This is a genomic window from Collinsella intestinalis (assembly GCF_902364775.2).
GTDB lineage: Bacteria > Actinomycetota > Coriobacteriia > Coriobacteriales > Coriobacteriaceae > Collinsella.
Map to the genome: position 1 here is coordinate 1,167,392 of NZ_CABJEU020000001.1, position 16,526 is coordinate 1,183,917.

12 protein-coding genes are annotated in these 16,526 nt (G+C 63.3%); 2 read left to right on the forward strand and 10 right to left on the reverse strand.

The window, feature by feature from the left end; translation table 11 throughout:
* Position 1: 1 nt before the first annotated feature.
* Both FY258_RS05135 and rpsA read right to left on the reverse strand, forming a co-directional pair.
* Positions 2 to 1,429 carry a Sapep family Mn(2+)-dependent dipeptidase gene (locus FY258_RS05135; RefSeq protein ID WP_118103692.1) on the reverse strand — a complete coding sequence of 476 codons (1,428 nt, stop codon included), beginning with the start codon at positions 1,427 to 1,429 and terminating at the stop codon, positions 2 to 4.
* 83 nt (positions 1,430 to 1,512) lie between these two features.
* Positions 1,513 to 2,673: a 30S ribosomal protein S1 gene (gene rpsA / locus FY258_RS05140; RefSeq protein ID WP_118103694.1), complete on the reverse strand. Its 1,161-nt coding sequence runs from the start codon at positions 2,671 to 2,673 to the stop codon at positions 1,513 to 1,515.
* A 378-nt stretch (positions 2,674 to 3,051) separates the two neighbouring features.
* On the opposite strand from rpsA, the gene FY258_RS05145 reads away from it, so the two are divergent.
* Complete coding sequence (locus FY258_RS05145; protein ID WP_118103696.1) at positions 3,052 to 3,798, forward strand: HAD family hydrolase; 747 nt, start codon at positions 3,052 to 3,054, stop codon at positions 3,796 to 3,798.
* 22 nt (positions 3,799 to 3,820) lie between these two features.
* On the opposite strand, the gene FY258_RS05150 is transcribed toward FY258_RS05145, so the two are convergent.
* From FY258_RS05150 to FY258_RS05180, 7 genes are all read right to left on the reverse strand, one after another.
* Positions 3,821 to 5,179, reverse strand: coding sequence for an L-cysteine desulfidase family protein (locus FY258_RS05150; protein WP_182279448.1), 1,359 nt, complete (start codon positions 5,177 to 5,179; stop codon positions 3,821 to 3,823).
* 158 nt (positions 5,180 to 5,337) lie between these two features.
* Positions 5,338 to 5,745, reverse strand: coding sequence for a nucleoside-diphosphate kinase (gene ndk / locus FY258_RS05155; RefSeq protein ID WP_006722274.1), 408 nt, complete (start codon positions 5,743 to 5,745; stop codon positions 5,338 to 5,340).
* 178 nt (positions 5,746 to 5,923) lie between these two features.
* Positions 5,924 to 7,351, reverse strand: a complete 1,428-nt coding sequence (gene argH / locus FY258_RS05160; protein ID WP_118103700.1) for an argininosuccinate lyase — start codon at positions 7,349 to 7,351, stop codon at positions 5,924 to 5,926.
* A gap of 99 nt (positions 7,352 to 7,450) precedes the next feature.
* Positions 7,451 to 8,755, reverse strand: coding sequence for an argininosuccinate synthase (locus tag FY258_RS05165; RefSeq protein WP_118103702.1), 1,305 nt, complete (start codon positions 8,753 to 8,755; stop codon positions 7,451 to 7,453).
* A 472-nt stretch (positions 8,756 to 9,227) separates the two neighbouring features.
* Complete coding sequence (locus FY258_RS05170; protein WP_310592054.1) at positions 9,228 to 10,001, reverse strand: amino acid ABC transporter ATP-binding protein; 774 nt, start codon at positions 9,999 to 10,001, stop codon at positions 9,228 to 9,230.
* 3 nt (positions 10,002 to 10,004) lie between these two features.
* Entirely contained in the window at positions 10,005 to 11,198 is a 1,194-nt protein-coding gene (locus tag FY258_RS05175; RefSeq protein WP_182279427.1) for an amino acid ABC transporter permease, read from the reverse strand.
* 167 nt (positions 11,199 to 11,365) lie between these two features.
* Positions 11,366 to 12,286: a transporter substrate-binding domain-containing protein gene (locus FY258_RS05180; protein WP_259324452.1), complete on the reverse strand. Its 921-nt coding sequence runs from the start codon at positions 12,284 to 12,286 to the stop codon at positions 11,366 to 11,368.
* Between the two features lie 341 nt (positions 12,287 to 12,627).
* Between FY258_RS05180 and FY258_RS05185 the strand changes: the two genes are divergently transcribed.
* Positions 12,628 to 13,461, forward strand: a complete 834-nt coding sequence (locus FY258_RS05185; protein WP_118103704.1) for an HAD family hydrolase — start codon at positions 12,628 to 12,630, stop codon at positions 13,459 to 13,461.
* A gap of 131 nt (positions 13,462 to 13,592) precedes the next feature.
* Here the strand turns inward: FY258_RS05185 and polA are convergent, their stop codons facing one another.
* Positions 13,593 to 16,388, reverse strand: coding sequence for a DNA polymerase I (gene polA, locus FY258_RS05190; protein WP_118103706.1), 2,796 nt, complete (start codon positions 16,386 to 16,388; stop codon positions 13,593 to 13,595).
* Positions 16,389 to 16,526: the final 138 nt, after the last annotated feature.

Sequence of the window (16,526 nt, forward strand, 5' to 3'; positions counted from 1 at the left end):
GCTAGAACTCCAATTCGTTCAAGCGTACGAGCGCGATGATGTACATCTTGAGAGCGTCTCGCAGGAGCTGCTCGTTGGCGGCCTCGTTCGGGCCATGCATGCTGCCCGCCCACGCGGGAAGCTCCAGGCTATTGTCCTCTGGGCCGAACGAAACGGCGCTCTTGAAGTTGCGCGCATAGGTACCGCCGCCCATGGAGAAGGGCTCCGCGGGCTTGCCCGTGACCTCGCGGTACGTGTTGAGCAGCGCACGAACCGCCGGGCTATCCGCGGAAACGCTGAAGGGCTCCTTGGCGCGACCCGAGATGAACTCCGCACCAAAGCGCGATGCATGGGCTCCGCAGATCATGGCCATCTCATCGGAGGTGGTGGAGTCGGGATAGCGGACGTCGATGGTCTGGAGGATATGTCCGTCCGCCACCTCGATCGTGCCAGCGTTGCAGGTGAGAGCGCCAAAGGCATCGCTCTCGGCAGCGATGCCAAGACCCTCCCCCGCCGTGCCCTCATGCACCACGGAGAGCAGATCAAGATAGGAGCGCTCCGCGGAATCGAGCAGGTTGGACTTCACGTCCATGACCTCGTGCAAGTAACCCACCACGAGCGCGATGGCGTTGATCGTGCCCTCAGGAAGAGAGGCGTGCCCGCCGATACCCTGGGCGAAGATGCGCGTGCAACCCTCGCCGGCATCCTCGAGCGTGATACGATCCGCATTGGCCTGCGGAGCGGGAAGCTCGGACAGGGGCACGGCGACGATGCACTCGGACTGGCTGGGGATGGCATTGGTCGCCTCGGCCCCGCTCCAAGAGCGAATAACACCATTCTCGATCTTCGCGCTCTTGAACGTGCCGCCAAAGCAGCCCTTCTCGGCGTTGCACACGGGGAACTCGGCATCGGGGGTAAAGAGGAACAGTGGCTGCTCATGACCGGCCAGGTAGTGCTTGACGTCGGTCATGCCCACCTCCTCGTCGCAGCCGAGCAGCGCATGGAACGTGTAGCGCGGGGTGATGCCCTCACGCAGGAAGAACGCACCGGCATAGAGCGACAGGACAGCGGGGCCCTTGTCGTCGATCACACCGCGGCCGAGCAGCCAGCCCTCACGACGCTCCATGGAAAACGGGTCCGTGCACCAACCGGGGCCGGCGGGGACCACGTCGACGTGCGCGATGGTGGCGATGTGCTCCTCACGCTCGCCCGGAATGTCCGCGATGCCCACATACCCCGCATCGTCACTCGCCTGATAGCCCAGGCGCTGAGCGATGGTCAAGGCGCAATCAAGCGCGGCGCGCACCTCAGGGCCAAACGGGGCCCCATCCTTGGCGAGCGAAGCGTCCGCAATCGAGGGATGGGACACGAGAGAGGAGATATCGGCGACGACATCCTCCCAAACATCCTCCACATACGCGTCGACGCGAGAGACGAGATCGTTGTTCATTTCACACTCCTTGAAAAAGGCCCCGACGCACATACGTCGGGGCCTGCAGCGAACCTAAGGTTCAAAGGCGATATGCCGGAGATTTACTCGGCATCCTCGGCCTTCTCCTCACCCTCGAGCGGGGTGACCTCGATCTCGATGCCGAGGGTCTCGGCAGCGGACTTCATGGACAGGGAGATACGACGACGGTCGAGGTCGATCTCCATGACCTTGACCTGGACCTTGGAGCCCACAGTGGTGACCTGGGCAGGCTGGTCCACGTGCTTGTTGGCCATCTCGGAGATGTGCACGAGACCCTCGATGCCGTCACCGAGGTCGACGAACGCGCCGAAGGGCACGAGCTTGGTAACGGTGCCCTCGACGATGGCGCCCACGGGATACTTCTTGACCAGGGCACGCCACGGATCCTCGGTGGTCTGCTTGAGACCGAGGGAGATACGCTCGCGGTTCAGATCGACGTCGAGCACCTCGACCTCGACCTCCTGGCCGACCTTGACGACCTCGGAGGGGTGGTTGACGTGGTTCCAAGAGAGCTCGGAGATGTGGATGAGGCCGTCGATGCCGCCCAGATCCACGAAGGCGCCGAAGTCCACGATGGAGGAAACGGTGCCCTTGAGGCGCATGCCGCTCTTGAGCTTGGAGAGGATCTCGGAGCGCTCGGCCTTGCGGGACTCCTCGAGGACAACGCGGCGGGAGAGCACGACGTTGTTGCGGTTGCGATCCATCTCGATGACGCGGGCCTCGATGCGGGTGCCGAGGTAGGAGGTGAGGTCCTTCACGCGGCGAAGGTCGACGAGGGAGGCGGGCAGGAAGCCGCGCAGGCCGATGTCGAGGATAAGACCGCCCTTGACGACCTCGATAACCTCGCCCTCGACGTTCTCGCCGGCGTTGAACTTCTCCTCGATGCGGTTCCAGGCACGCTCGTACTCGGCGCGCTTCTTGGAGAGAACCAGACGACCGTCCTTGTCCTCCTTCTGAAGCACGAGCGCCTCGATGGAGTCGCCCAGCGCCACGAGGTCGGCGGGGTTGGCATCCTTGCGGATGGAGAGCTCGCGGACGGGAATGACGCCCTCGGACTTGAAGCCGATGTCGACGAGGACCTCGTCGCGCTCGATCTTCACAACGGTGCCGTTAACCAGGTCGCCCTCATCGAAATCGGTGATGGAGTTGTCGATGAGGTTGTTCATCTCCTCGGTATCGACGTCGTCGAGGGAGAAGATGGACGAGTTCTGAATCTCACTCAAAGGTGGACCCCTTTCGAACTACGGGGCCCCGATTACCTGACCTGCAGATGGTTGCTTGCAAAGAGCGGACGAGCCGCCAGCGCGCGCGCACCGTTTGGAACAATCTCGGGGGCCGACAGATACTGACGTGAACTATAAACATTCACGGTTCATTAGAGTACGTTGAATCCCCATCTATTTCAAGCATAAAGTGCGATTTTTTCGTCCACGGCGGCAAACCGCCCGGGGAGCGGCGGGGATGGTCGAACCCCTCCCCCTTGATCGACTCACACGACGACGAAGCTCGCCGACGGCCTTTGTCTATTCGTGCGGCTTGATTGCCTCGATTTGGGCATAATCGTTAGACATGCCGACATGACCAGGAGGGAAACGGCGCCCATGGCGACTCTCAAAGCCGTCGTCTTCGACATGGACGACACGCTGCTCAGCATCAATCTCAGCGCCTTCATCGGCGTGTTCGCGCTCGACGAGGCGAACTTGCTCGCGCAGGTCGCCCGCAAACCCATCGTGTCGCTCTTCTCCCCCGTCGGCTCGGCCATGCTCGCCCTCAACAACGGCGATCGCGCACAGGGGGACACCCGCACCAACCGCCAGTTCTTCGCCGATGAACTCGAGCGCCGCTGCGGCATCCCCATTCTCGAGCCCGCCATCGCCGACATGCTCGACTTCTACGAGCGGGAGGTCCTGCCCAAGAAGAACGACCGGACCATCTCCGCCCGCCCGCGCGAGGGAGCCCACGAGGCGGTGCAGACCGTGCTCGACCATGGCATGCGCATCGCGCTGCTCACCAACCCGAGCTTCTCGCGCTCCTGCATCGAATGCCGTATGGGCTGGGGCGACATGCTCGACATGCCCTTCGAACTTGTGACTACGTGGGAGAACTCAACGCGCGTCAAGCCCAGCGCCGATTACTACCGCGACTCGCTCGACAAGCTCGGCCTCGCCCCCGAGGAGACCCTCATGGTGGGAAACGACCCTAAGCGCGACTTCCCCTCCCCCTCGATCGGCCTCAAAACGGCCTACGTGGGCGCCGGCTACCAACCTCATGCGTTGTGGAACGGCAGCATGGCCGATTTCGCCAAGGACTTCGACCGTATCGAAGAACGGTTCTGCGACGGCGAATAGGCCCTCGCGAGGTTCAAACTTCTTACAGCCGGGTCTCGCCTGTCATGAGCTTCAAGATCTCGACATCGGTGTCCTTCATGCCCACGCGGCCGACGTAGCCCATGCTCGCGATGGTCTCCTCCACCGTGCCCATCACGATACCCTCGCCCGCGCGGAAACCGCGACCGGCCTGGGCCATATCGGCACCGAGGATCGCAGCGTCAACGGCTGCCGAGATTTTGGCGGCGCAGCTCGCCTTGGCGCCGTCGCACACGATACCGCCCACGTTGCCGAGTGTGTTGACGATGGTGGCGCCAACCTGCTCACGCGACCCGCCGCGCATCCACTCGATGGCAGCGCCCGCGCCGCATCCTGCGCACACCACGCCGCAAAACGCCGAAAGCGCACCGATGTAGCTCTTCACATGAATCGCCACCAGATCGGACAGGGCGAGCGCGCGCAACAGGCGATCGCCCTCGATGCCGAGCTCCTCGGCGTAGGTCGCCACGGGCATGGCGCACGTGATGCCCTGGTTGCCCGACCCGCACACAATCGCAACGGGCAGGGCGCAGCCGCTCATGCGGGCATCGGAACCGGCCGCAGCACGGGCGCGGGCGCGGCAGGCCACATCGTCACCGCGCGTGGCGAGCAGCGTGCGGCCCACCTCGGCGCCCCACTCGTTGACAAGGCCCTCCTCCGAGATGGCCGAGTTGAGCGTGAGCTGGCGCTCGAGGGACTCGCGAGCACCGGAGATATCGCCGCCCTCCACGAAGTCCAGGATGATGTCGAGCGTGAGGCCCTCGAGGGGCTTGGCGGCAGGCGCCTCGGAATCGCCGGCGGACTGCACGGCGCTCATGAGCGCACAGGTGCCGGAGCAGGAATCCTCCACGTCACCGCCGCGGGCGGCGGGGCACAACTGATTGGCAGGCACGCCGTCGCGCGTGCAGCGAACCACGTTCGTGTGGTGCTCGGAAATGGCGACCTCGGCCACATGGCCCAGTGCGTGCGCTTTGATCTCGATGTAGAGGTTCGGCACGCCCTCGATCAGCGTCACCTCGCAGTAGCCCTCCTGGGCAAGCAGGTCGAGCGTGCGCGCTATGTCCGCCTCGCCCACGCCCTCAAGGGCCTCGAGGGCCGCCGAGGCGTCGCCGCCGAGCGCGCCGAGGACCGCCGCGGCCTCGACGCCGCGCATACCACCGGAATTGGGGACGGTGACGCTCTTGACGTTCTTGATGATGTTGCCGGAGCAACCCACCTCGAGCGATTCGGGCTCGCATCCCAGCACGAGCCGGGCAAGCGCCGCGGCATAGGCGACGGCGATGGGCTCAGTGCAGCCCAGCGCGCAGATTAGCTCGGAATTCAACAGGTCGCACAGCGCGCGGTCGCGCTGCTCGGGCGACATGTCGGTCACGTTCTTGACATCCACGGCGGTCCCCTTTCGATGTGTCATTCAACTGCCTCCAAGTGTAGCAGCCCCATCTGCCCTTCTCACGGAAACGCGGCTCGACCCGCAAAGGCCGAACCGCGTTGTAGGGGGGGCATATTGGACGGTCGTCGCGCCTAGCCGAAGAAGCGCTCGATCTCGATGGCCGCGTTTTCCAGGGAATCGGAGCCGTGGATGATGTTCGCGTTCACGTCGTTGGCAAAGTCACCGCGAATCGTGCCGGGAGCCGCGTCGAGCGGGTTGGTGGCGCCCATGAGGGTGCGCATCTTGGAGACGGCGGAGAGGCCGGACACGACCATCTTCACCACGGGGCCGCTCGTCATGAAATCGACGATGTCGCCGAAGAACGGCTTGTCGGCCAGATGAGCGTAATGCACCTTGACGAGGTCCTCGTCAAGCTCGCACTTCTCCATCTTCTCAATAGTGAGACCGCAACGCTCGATGCGGTCGATGATGAGGCCCGTCTTGCGGTCACGGACGGCATCGGGCTTGATCATGATGAAGGTCTTCTCGATATCTGCCACGGGTTCCCCTTTCGATGGGAGGGCTGGAAACGCGCCTTGCGCGCCGTATGTTCGCTACGTCATGGTACCCAAAGCGCAAGGGCGGAAAACCACATTTCGACAAAGGGCCCAACTGAAACGTTTCCTCACGCGAACATGCACCGCTCGCCCACGAAACCACCATCATCGAGCCGTCCGATCAGACACCCTCCCCCATGGGGACGAGAGACGAAATCCCCTCGAGATACGCTTCATCCGCGACGAGCGTTGCCCGAACCAGGCGCATCTGCTCTCTCACGGCGGAGGGAGACGTGCCGCCCATCGTCGTACGAGCACCGACGATGGCGTCGATATCGAGAGACGAGACGATATCGGGGCCAAACAGGGGGCTCGCTTCCTGGAATACGGCAAGGGGCAGGTCGTCGAGCCGACATCCGCGCTCCTCGCATACGAGCACCAGGTGCCCGACAATCTCATGCGCCTCGCGGAACGGCATGCCCTTCTTGGCGAGGTAGTCGGCGACATCCGTCGCCGCGAGATGCCCAACCTCGCAGGCCGCGCGCATGACATCGGCGTTGAACGTGCAGGTGGAGATCATCCCCGCCATGACGGCGAGGCTCTGGGAGAGCGTGCGGGCGGAATCGAGCATGCCGCCCTTGTCCTCTTGCAAGTCCTTGTTGTATGCCAGCGGCAACCCCTTGCACGTCACCAGCAGCTGCAGGAGATTGCCGTAGACGCGACCCGTCTTTCCCCTGATAAGCTCCGCGAAATCGGGATTCTTCTTTTGGGGCATGATCGAGGACCCCGTGGAATATGCGTCGGAAAGGGTGATATAGCCGAACTCCGAACTGCTCCACAGCACGATCTCCTCGGCGAGGCGGGAGAGGTGCATGGCCATGGTCGAGCATGCGAAATGCAGGTCCAAAATGAAATCTCGGTCAGAGACCGCATCAAGCGAGTTGCAGATGACGCGAGCGAACCCCATCTCGTACGAGGCCGCGACGCGATCGATCGGATACGTGGTCCCGGCGAGCGCCGCCGCCCCAAGCGGGGATGCATCGGCTGCTTCGAAGGCCGCGGTCAGCCGATGGAAATCGCGCTCGAACATCCAGTAGTACGCGAGTAGATGGTGCGAGAGGAGAACGGGCTGCGCGTGCTGGAGATGCGTCATGCCCGGCAAGACCACGCCCTCGTTGTCGCGTGCGGCCCCGATCAGGGCCTCGCGCATATGCAAATTTGCTTGCATGAGGTCGTGAGCGAGCGCCTTCGCGGCAAGCCGCGTGTCGGTGGCGACCTGGTCGTTGCGGGAACGCCCGGTATGCAGGCGCTTACCCGCCTCACCGATGCGGCGCGTGAGCTCCCCCTCGATCGCCATGTGGATGTCCTCGTCCTCGATATGGAAGGAAAACGACCCGGCATCGATCTCCCCCTCGATATCGGTAAGGCACCCCACTATGGCATCGCAGTCCCCCTGGGAGATGATGTGCTGCTTGGCGAGCATGCGAGCATGCGCCTTCGAACCCGCGATATCCTGCTTGTACAGGTGTTTGTCGACCGGCAGCGACGCGCCGAACTCCTGCGTGGCGGCAGCGACGTCCTCCTTGAACCGTCCACCCCAAAGCGCCATCCTCATCCATCCTTTCCGCGGCAACCCGTCTCGGCCGCATCCGCCGCGCGGAAAACCATCCCCCACGCGGTCCATCCCCTCACACGTCCCGTACGGGCATCAGAAGTTCACCGCGCGGCTCGCGGTGTGGGAACCGGCCGTACCATCCAAGACATCGAAAGACGTGGGCGCAGGCGTGGCCCCCTCCATGTGCGCGGCCCCCTTCATCGCCCAGGTCTTGATCGAAAGCCCCTGGATATCGATGAAGCCCTTCGCCGCCTTCTGGTCGAATGCCTCGTCGTTCTCGTAGGTAGCGAGCGCCGGATCGTACAGGGCGCAGGCGCTCTTGCTGCCCGCGACCACGCATCCGCCCTTGTAGAGCTTGAGTCTCACCGTGCCGGTCACGTCGTGTTGCGTAGCGGCCATAAATGCGTCGAGCGCCTGCTTGAAGGGGCTGAACCAGCGCCCGTTGTAAACCTGGTCCGCCCAAAGCTGCTCGAGCGCGAGCTTGTGATGGAGCACGTCGCGCTCCAAGCACAGATCCTCAAGCGCCTTGTGCGCCTGGATGAGCGCAAGACCGGCGGGGACCTCATAGCACTCGCGGGATTTCAGCCCGACATAACGGTTCTCGATCATGTCGATGCGGCCGTACCCGCACGAACCGGCGATGCCGTTGAGCTTGGCGATGAGCTCGGACAGCGGCAGCCCCTCGCCGTCGAGACTCACGGGCACGCCCTCGCTGAACCCGATCTCGACGTACGTCGGAATATCGGGGGCGTCGGCCGGGTCGACGGTGATCGTCCAGATGTCCGCCGGGGGCTCCGCCCACGGGTCCTCGAGCGCGCCGGCCTCGATGGCGCGACCCCACAGGTTGTCGTCGATGGAATAAGGCTTCTCGATGCTCTGGGAGACCGGTACGCCGTGCTTCTCCGCATACGCGATCTCGTCGGGACGCATGCCAAGATCCCATTCGCGCACGGGGGCGATGACCCTGAGAGAGGGGTCGAGCGCCATAATGGAAGTCTCGAAGCGCACCTGATCGTTACCCTTGCCCGTGCAACCGTGGGCGACGCAGGTGGCGCCGTACTTATGAGCCGTCTCGACGAGGTGCTTCGAGATCAACGGACGGGAGAGCGCGGAGAGCAGGGGGTACTTGTTCTCATACATGGCGTTGGCGGCAATGGCGCAGGTGATGTAGTCGGAGGCGAACTCCTCCGTCATATCGACCACCTCGACGGCGACGCACCCGAGCATCCGCGCTTTTTCCGCGACCTTCTCGAGACCGTCGTGCTCCTGGCCCACATTGCCCAACATGGCGATGACGTCGAGGCCCATCTCATGTTGCAGCCATTTGATGCACACGGAGGTATCCAGGCCTCCGGAGTACGCGAGCACGACCTTTTCCTTGGATTGCCGGCTGTTCATGGACTCATCCTTTCACGATGCCTTGATGCAGTGGAAATGGGTTGAGCCCAACCGATATGGAGGTGCCCGCGGTCGCACCTGTGTCTGCGCGCGTCACGAGTCGCATGCGATGCGCGCATATGAAAAATCCGCCTCTCGGCGGATGCTCCCTTGACGATATCGGTTGGACTCTGCGTGGAGGCCGGGCCTCCATGCGAACAGAGACAACGAACTATCGTCGTCGGGAGATTGCGCGCTGGCGTCGGACGGCAGCGTCGGCGGCGTTCTGGCGGGGCATGACGGCGACAATCGCCTTCCCCTCGTATGTAGCCAGAAGCTGTGCCACGGTTGCTCGTCCCCTCTAAATCAGGCAGCGCCAATCATTGGTTCGCTATAGTAGCCTAAAGTGCTCTCCTGAACGCTCAAATTTTTCGAATATTTCGGCCCTGTTTCCCATATGCATAAGAAACAGGGCCGCATGAATACAATCGCGTTAATCCGCGAGATATCTGGATAGGAATTCCCGAGTGCGGGGGCTCTCGGGCGCAGTGAATATCCGCTCGGGCGCGCCCTGCTCGGCGATGACGCCGCGGTCCATGAAGACCACGCGATCCGATACGGTGCGCGCGAACTCCATCTCGTGCGTGACGACCACCATCGTCATGCCGTCGCGCGCAAGGGCGCGCATGACCTCGAGCACCTCGCCCACGATCTGCGGGTCGAGCGCGCTGGTGGGCTCGTCGAACAACATGATCTTCGGGCGCATGCACAAGGCGCGCGCGATAGCGACGCGCTGCTTCTGCCCGCCCGAGAGCGTGGAGGGCGCCGCATGGGCGAAGGCCTCGAGCCCCACCGAGCACAAGTGCCCAAGCGCCACCTCCTCGGCCTCGGCCTTCGACATCTTCTTGCGGGTGATGGGCGCCAGCGTGCAGTTGGCGAGCACATCCATGTTGTTGAACAGGTTGAACCCCTGGAACACCATGCCAATGTCCTCGCGCAGGGCGTTCACATCCACATGATCGGCGGTCAGGTCGCTCCCCTGGAACCACACGTGGCCCGCGTCGGGCGTCTCCAACAGATTGATGCACCTCAGCAAGGTCGACTTGCCCGAACCGGAGGCGCCGATGATGGTCACGACCTCGCCGGGAGCGACGTCCAGATTGACGTCGCGCAGGACCTCCAGGTCCCCGAAGGACTTGCGCAACCCTTCGATGCGCACCAGGTATTCGCCGGCGGGCGCCGTTGCGATGATGTCACTCGTATGCATGGTTCAGCGCTCCTCAACGTTGACGGGCTGATCAGATGTGCTGCCGAGCTTCACGGACTTGACATCGAGTCGGTTTGCGAGGCGCCCTAGCAGCCACGAGGCGAACATGGTGAGGCACAGGTACATCACGCTCGTCACGAGCGCGGCCTCGAACTTGGCATAGTAGATGCCGCCCACGGTGGTGGTGGCGAACATGAGGTCGAACGTACCGATGACCGAGAGTACCGACGAGTCCTTGATGTTGATGACGAGCTCGTTGGAAAGACCTGGGATGGCGAATTTGACGCCCTGCGGGAAGACGACCTTGCGCATCGCCTCCCATTGCGAGAGGCCGAGCGAGCGGGCCGCCTCCATCTGGCCGGCGTCGACCGACTCGATGCCGCCGCGTAGCACCTCCATCATGTAGGCCGTGGAGTTGAGCACGATGGTCACGAGACCGGCGGTGAACGTGCTCCAGATCGCGTTGATCTGCGTTGTGGTGAGGTCGGTCATCCTGAACAGGGAGAAAACACCGAAGAAAATAATCATGGCCTGGACCATCATGGGCGTGCCGCGCACCACGGTGCTGTACGCGCGGGCGAACCCGCTGCCCACGACCTTCCAAAAGCGCACGAAATCGTTGTCGGAACGGTCGATGACCTGAATGCGCAAAAACACGAGAAGCAGTGCCAGGAAGAACGCGATCACAGTGCCGAACACCGCGAGGACGACCGTGGTCTTGAGGCCCGCGGCAAAGATGTCGCGGCCGTTGTAGAGCATGTAGAGCATGCTCTCGAGCGTGGCGGAGGGGCGCGTCGTCGCCGTGGTCGCGACCGCCCAGGCGGAGGCGAGGCCGCAGCCCACGCGGTCGACGGCGAGCACGGCGGTCATGGCGGCGACCGCATAGGAGCCGTAGCGCAGGGCGCGAACGACGCCGGGACGCGTGAACGGCGAGGCGCTCGCGTAGGTCTTCCACCGCGTGAGCTTGAACACCAAGGCAATGGCGGCGGTCACGAGCCAGGCGGCGAGCAGGTAGTACATGGCGACCTCAAGCGCATATGCATGGGCCATGAAGCTCAGAGAGGGACGGGGCGAGGCGGACAACGCCATGCCCGCGGCGGCGATGGCGCTCGTGCCCAACAGCACGTAGCGATGATCGCTGCGGATAAACGAGATCAAGCGGCCAAGCGGACTCTCGCCCGCCGATACGGTGGTCATAGATCGACTCCTTTAATTGAGTAACGTGATATGGCCGCCGAGCATGAATCGGCGGCACGGCAACATGCACATAGCCTGAGCTCGAACATATTCTCGAAGGGCGTTTTGTGAAGCGAAGCGAACCACGCCCGAAGAGATTATGTCCGCGCTCAGGCGGTCGGGATGCGTTACGCCGGCTGGCGATCCATGCAGGCAGACCACATATCCTGGCGCTCCTCATCGTCGATGGAGGCGATGATCTCGTTGACCTTGTCGAGCGCGGCGTCGTTTCCCTTGGCAACGCCCGCGTTATCGGGCATGAGCGAGCCCTCGAAGGCGTCCTCCATGTCGAGTACCACCAAATCGGGATAGACCTCGAGCAGCTTGGGTGCGGAGAGCATGGAATACGTGATGATGTCACACGTGCCGTTGCGCAGGTTCTCAACGACCATGGGCTGGGTCTCAGCGGGCGTCATGTGGTTGGCGCCCTCGATTTGGGCGATGACGTCGTCGTACATGGTTGCAGCCTGGCCCAGAATGGAGGCATCCGCAAGCTCGTCGAACGTGGTGGCGCCGGCATAGGCGGAATCGGCCCTGCAGATCATGACGATGTCATCGTCGACATACGAATCGGAAAACGCCGCGGCAGCCGCACGTTCTGGCGTGACGGACATGCCGGCGCACACGATGTCGACCTGACCGTTGTTGAGCGCGTCGATGAGCGAGCCGAACTCGAGCTTGACCGCCACGGGCTCCATGCCAAGACCATCGGCGATGATCTTCGCGACCTGCACGTCGTAGCCATCGGCGTAAGCGCCGGGAACGTTCTCGATGGGGATGGTGAACTCGGACTCCTCGGAGACCTGCCAGTTGTACGGAGCATAGGCGGCCTCCATGCCGACGCGCAAGGTCTTGCCGTCGCCGAGTAGGATGCCGGACGCAGAAGCGCTGCCATCGGCGGCGTCGCCGCTGCCCTGAGGGGCGGGTCCGCAGCCCGCGAGGAACATCATGCCTCCCACGCTCAATGCCGCCATGCCCGAGAGCTTCAAGAACTCCCTGCGTGAACGCATGACAGGATGTACAGATACAGAGACAGTCTCGTTAGTCATGATGATACCTCCGGTTTTTGTCTGAGACCCCTTCCGCACGACGCAACCAGAGGGGGCCCATCCCCCTCTCCCTTGCAACTTAATGCGTGAAAGTTCCGCGTGCTGCAAGGCAGGATACTCCGCTTCAGTGGAGCGCATGGTGGAGGTATGCCAAGAAATACATTGATTACATAATCTATACGTTGTTTTGCATATAGTTAGCTCTCCATGCTGAGAAGCCCTGGGAGATCGCAAACGATCCCATACGTTAAAAATGCGGCCCGTGCCGATTGCATCGCCACGGGCGACCTACAATATGCTCGAAACCCCACGGGCATGCCCAACGATCCGGAAAGGAACCCATGCTTCCGTCCTACCTCACCGACACCGACCTGTCATCCATCAAGCTCGTCGCGACCGACATGGATCTCACCCTGCTGGCCGACGACAAATCGATGCCCGAAGGCGTCGACGAGCGCATCGATGCCCTCACCGAGCGCGGTGTCGTCTTTTGCGCGGCGAGCGGCAGACCCGGTCTCGCCTTGCGTGAGTCCTTTCCCGACCATCACGCCGATATGGCTATCGTCGCCGACAACGGGGCGTCCGTGTACCTGCGCGACGAACTCATCTACCGTGACCTCATCGACCGCGACCTCTATCACGAGGTGCTCTCCTTGGCGACCGGCACCCCCGGAGGCGTGCCGGTGCTCTGCGCCTTCGACGACGCCTACGTGCTCGAACGCGACCGCGACCACGAGGACGTCCTCAGCATCTACTACCGCTCCATCACCTACGTCGACTCCTTCGACGACCTGGACGTCGACTCCAACAAGATATCGATCTACTTCCCCGGTTGGGACAGCAAGAAGAACCTCGATGAGGTATATGCCCCCGCGTTCGGCACCCGCCTGTATCTGACGTGCGCCGGCAACGAATGGCTGGATTTCATGAACATCGGCATCGACAAGGGGTCGGGCATTCGCCATCTCGTCGAGCACCTAGGCATCGACCTCGCAGACGTGGCCGCCTTCGGCGACACGTATAACGACATCCCCATGTTGGACATCGTCGGCCACAGCTACGTGATGGCAAACGCCGCCGAACACATGCACGCGCACGGCACGTTCCTCGCGCCGAGCAACAACGATGCGGGCGTACTCACCGTCATCGACCGCATCGTCGAAGCTGCGAAATAAGAGAGCGTCGCACAAGCGCCATCGACCCCGGCACCCGCCAAAGCGCACGCCGGGGTCGATGTTCATAAGGGGGCGATGGGGCCTTTCTCTCATCGCCCCCAAATCGGATAAAGAACGTGGGCCGTTGCGGACTACTTCGCCTCTGCCCAAGTCTCACCGGTGCTGGCGTCGGCGATGAGGGGCACGCGAAGCTCGGCGACGCCCTCCATCTCCTCGCGAACCATGGCGATGAGTCGATCGACCTCGCTGACGGGACATTCGAAGTCGAGTTCGTCGTGAACCTGCAGGATCATCTTCGCCTCAAAGCCCTCCGCGCGCAGGCGCTCGGCCACGCGCACCATGGCGATCTTGATGATATCGGCTGCAGAGCCCTGCATGGGGTGATTCATCGCCGTGCGCTCGCCGAACATGCGCTGCGCGGGGATGCGCAGCTCGGGGATGGGACGACGGCGTCCGTACATGGTCTCGGCATAGCCCGTCTGCTTGGCAAAGGCGACCGTTTCGTCCAGATACGTGCGAACGCCGGGGTACGCGCGGAAATACGCGTCAATCATCTCGCGCGCCTCGGCCATGGGGATGTCGAGCGTCTGGGACAGACCGTATGCCTGCTGGCCGTACACGATGCCGAAGTTCACCGCCTTAGCTCGACTGCGCAGCTGCGGTGTGACCTCGTCCACGGGAACGCCGAAGACGCGCGCCGCCGTCTCGGCGTGGAAGTCCTCGCCCTCGTTGAAGGCGCTCACCAGATGCTCGTCGCCGGAAAGGTGCGCCAGCAGCCTGAGCTCGATCTGCGAGTAGTCAATCGCCACGAACACCGACCCCTCCTCGACCGAGAAGGCGCGCTTGACCGCATGGCCCAGCTCGGAGCGGGTGGGGATGTTCTGCAGGTTGGGGTTTGAGCTCGAGAGGCGCCCCGTCGCGGTGATGGTCTGGTTGTACGTGGTATGCACGCGCCCGTCATGGCGGCGCTGGCCGCCCAGCGTGTCGAGATAGGTGGACTTGATCTTGGTCTTCTCGCGGAACTCGAGGATAAGGCGGACGATCTCGTGGTCCTTCGCCAAATCCTCGAGGACCTTGGCGTTCGTGGAGTAGTAGCCGCGCTGCGTCCTCTTGAGGCCGGCCGTGGGCAGGCCGAGCTTGTCGAACAGGATGCGCGAGAGCTGCATGGGACTCGAAAGGTTGAACTCCTCGCCGCCGGCGAGCTCGCGAATACGCGCCTCGAGCGCCTGGATCTGACCGACGAGCTCATCGGACTGCGCGGCGAGGCGGGCGGGGTCGACGTACATGCCCGCGCGCTCCATAGAGGCGAGGACGCGTACGAGCGGCATCTCGATCTTGGTGAAGATCGCATCCACCCCCTGAGCTTCGAGCGCCGCGGCGAGCGGCTCGCGCAGGGCGCGGGCGAGCCAGGCCCCACGCGCGGCGATGCTCACGGCATCCGCAGGGGCACCGTCCTCCCCCGCCGCAGACGGCAGGGACGCATGCAAGTAGGTCTCGGCCAGGTAGGCGTCGGTGAAGTCAGAGCGCACCGAATCGAGCAGATATGCGGCGACCACGGTATCGAACAGGAGGTCGGCGTCGACCGACAGGGGGTCCAGCAGCTCGGCTTCACTCGAATCGACCGGCGACAGCTCGTGGAGCAGCGCCTTGATATCGGAGGAAGCAACGTGCCCCTCGGTCAAGACGAGCTTGAGCACGCCCGGGATAACGCCTGCGGAAAGATCGAAATCGGTCGTGAAGATCGCACGGGGGCCGAGGGGCTCCTCGAACGACAGCAGGGCGCGATCGGTGGCGACCCACAGGCGACGCGTCAAGCCGAAGAGCGCGTCGGCCTCCTTGTCGTCCTCCATGGACATACCGAGCCACTCGCCCGCCTCAAGCGCGCGGGACAGCTCCTCGAAACACGCGTCCATCTCCCCATACTCGCGATCGCACTTGGCCTCATCAAACGCCGATGACGCATCGAGGGCCACCCGCAGGACCTCGGGCATCTCGAGGCTCGCCACGGCGGGAGCCGCTGCAGCGCCCTCGCCCAACAGGGCGAGGAAACGGTTCTGCATGGCCATGATGCCGATTCCGCCCAAAGCGGCGGAAACGGCAGCCGCGTCGAAGGCGGGGAACGCCACCTCGGTCAGGTCGCACTCGATGGGCGCGTCCGTCATGATCGTCGCGATCTTACGGGAGATGAGCGCATCGTCGATGTGGGCGCGCAGGTTCTCGCCCATCTTGCCCTTGACCTCGTCGGCATGGGCGATGACCTCGTCGAGGTTGCCGTACTGCGCGATGAGGGCACTCGCCTTCTTGGGGCCGATGCCGGGCACGCCGGGGATGTTGTCGGACGAGTCGCCCTTGAGGCCGTAAAAGTCGGGCACAAGCTCGGGCGTGATGCCGTGGTACAGGTCATCGACGCTCTCGGGCGTCATGATGGCGATGTCGGACAGGCCCTTGCGGGTGGACACCACGTGCACGTGGTCGGTCACGAGCTGATACATATCGCGGTCACCGGTGACGAGATACATGTCGCACCCGGCGGCCTCACCGCGGCGGGCAAGCGTTCCCAGGATGTCGTCGCCCTCCCAGCCCTCGAGCTCCACAACGGGAATGGACAGACTCGCGAGCAGCTCCTTGATCATGGGGAACTGAGCTCGCAGGCTGGGATCCATGGGCGGGCGCTGCGCCTTATACTGCGGCAGCATCTCCATGCGGACCTTCGGACGGCCCTTGTCGAAGGCGCAGACCACGCCATCGGGCGCGAACTCGTCGACCATTTTGAGGAACATATTGAGAAAGCCAAAGACCGCGTTCGTGGGACGGCCGTCGGGCGCGTTCATGGTGGGTGGCACGGCATGGAAAGCGCGGTGCATGAGCGAGTTGCCGTCAATCACGGCGATGACGCGGCGCTCGCGGGCGGAAGTGCTATCGGTCATGGGGATAACCTCATTTCGTCGTTTAACGAAACCAGTCTACCCCACCGCATGGACCTCTTGCCGCGGGTGTGCAAAAGGGGACGGGTGCAAATTGCACATCAAGCTCGATGTGCAATTTGCACCCGTCCCCAATTACAC

Bases quoted from the DNA above. Each gene is read 5' to 3' on its own strand.
- FY258_RS05170 (WP_310592054.1), bottom strand. From the start codon at position 10,001: ATGCATACGAGTGACATCATCGCAACGGCGCCCGCCGGCGAATACCTG.
- polA (WP_118103706.1), bottom strand. From the start codon at position 16,388: ATGACCGATAGCACTTCCGCCCGCGAGCGCCGCGTCATCGCCGTGATT.
- FY258_RS05175 (WP_182279427.1), bottom strand. From the start codon at position 11,198: ATGACCACCGTATCGGCGGGCGAGAGTCCGCTTGGCCGCTTGATCTCG.
- FY258_RS05185 (WP_118103704.1), top strand. From the start codon at position 12,628: ATGCTTCCGTCCTACCTCACCGACACCGACCTGTCATCCATCAAGCTC.
- FY258_RS05145 (WP_118103696.1), top strand. From the start codon at position 3,052: ATGGCGACTCTCAAAGCCGTCGTCTTCGACATGGACGACACGCTGCTC.
- FY258_RS05150 (WP_182279448.1), bottom strand. From the start codon at position 5,179: ATGTCGCCCGAGCAGCGCGACCGCGCGCTGTGCGACCTGTTGAATTCC.
- FY258_RS05180 (WP_259324452.1), bottom strand. From the start codon at position 12,286: ATGACTAACGAGACTGTCTCTGTATCTGTACATCCTGTCATGCGTTCA.
- argH (WP_118103700.1), bottom strand. From the start codon at position 7,351: ATGGCGCTTTGGGGTGGACGGTTCAAGGAGGACGTCGCTGCCGCCACG.
- FY258_RS05135 (WP_118103692.1), bottom strand. From the start codon at position 1,429: ATGAACAACGATCTCGTCTCTCGCGTCGACGCGTATGTGGAGGATGTT.
- FY258_RS05165 (WP_118103702.1), bottom strand. From the start codon at position 8,755: ATGAACAGCCGGCAATCCAAGGAAAAGGTCGTGCTCGCGTACTCCGGA.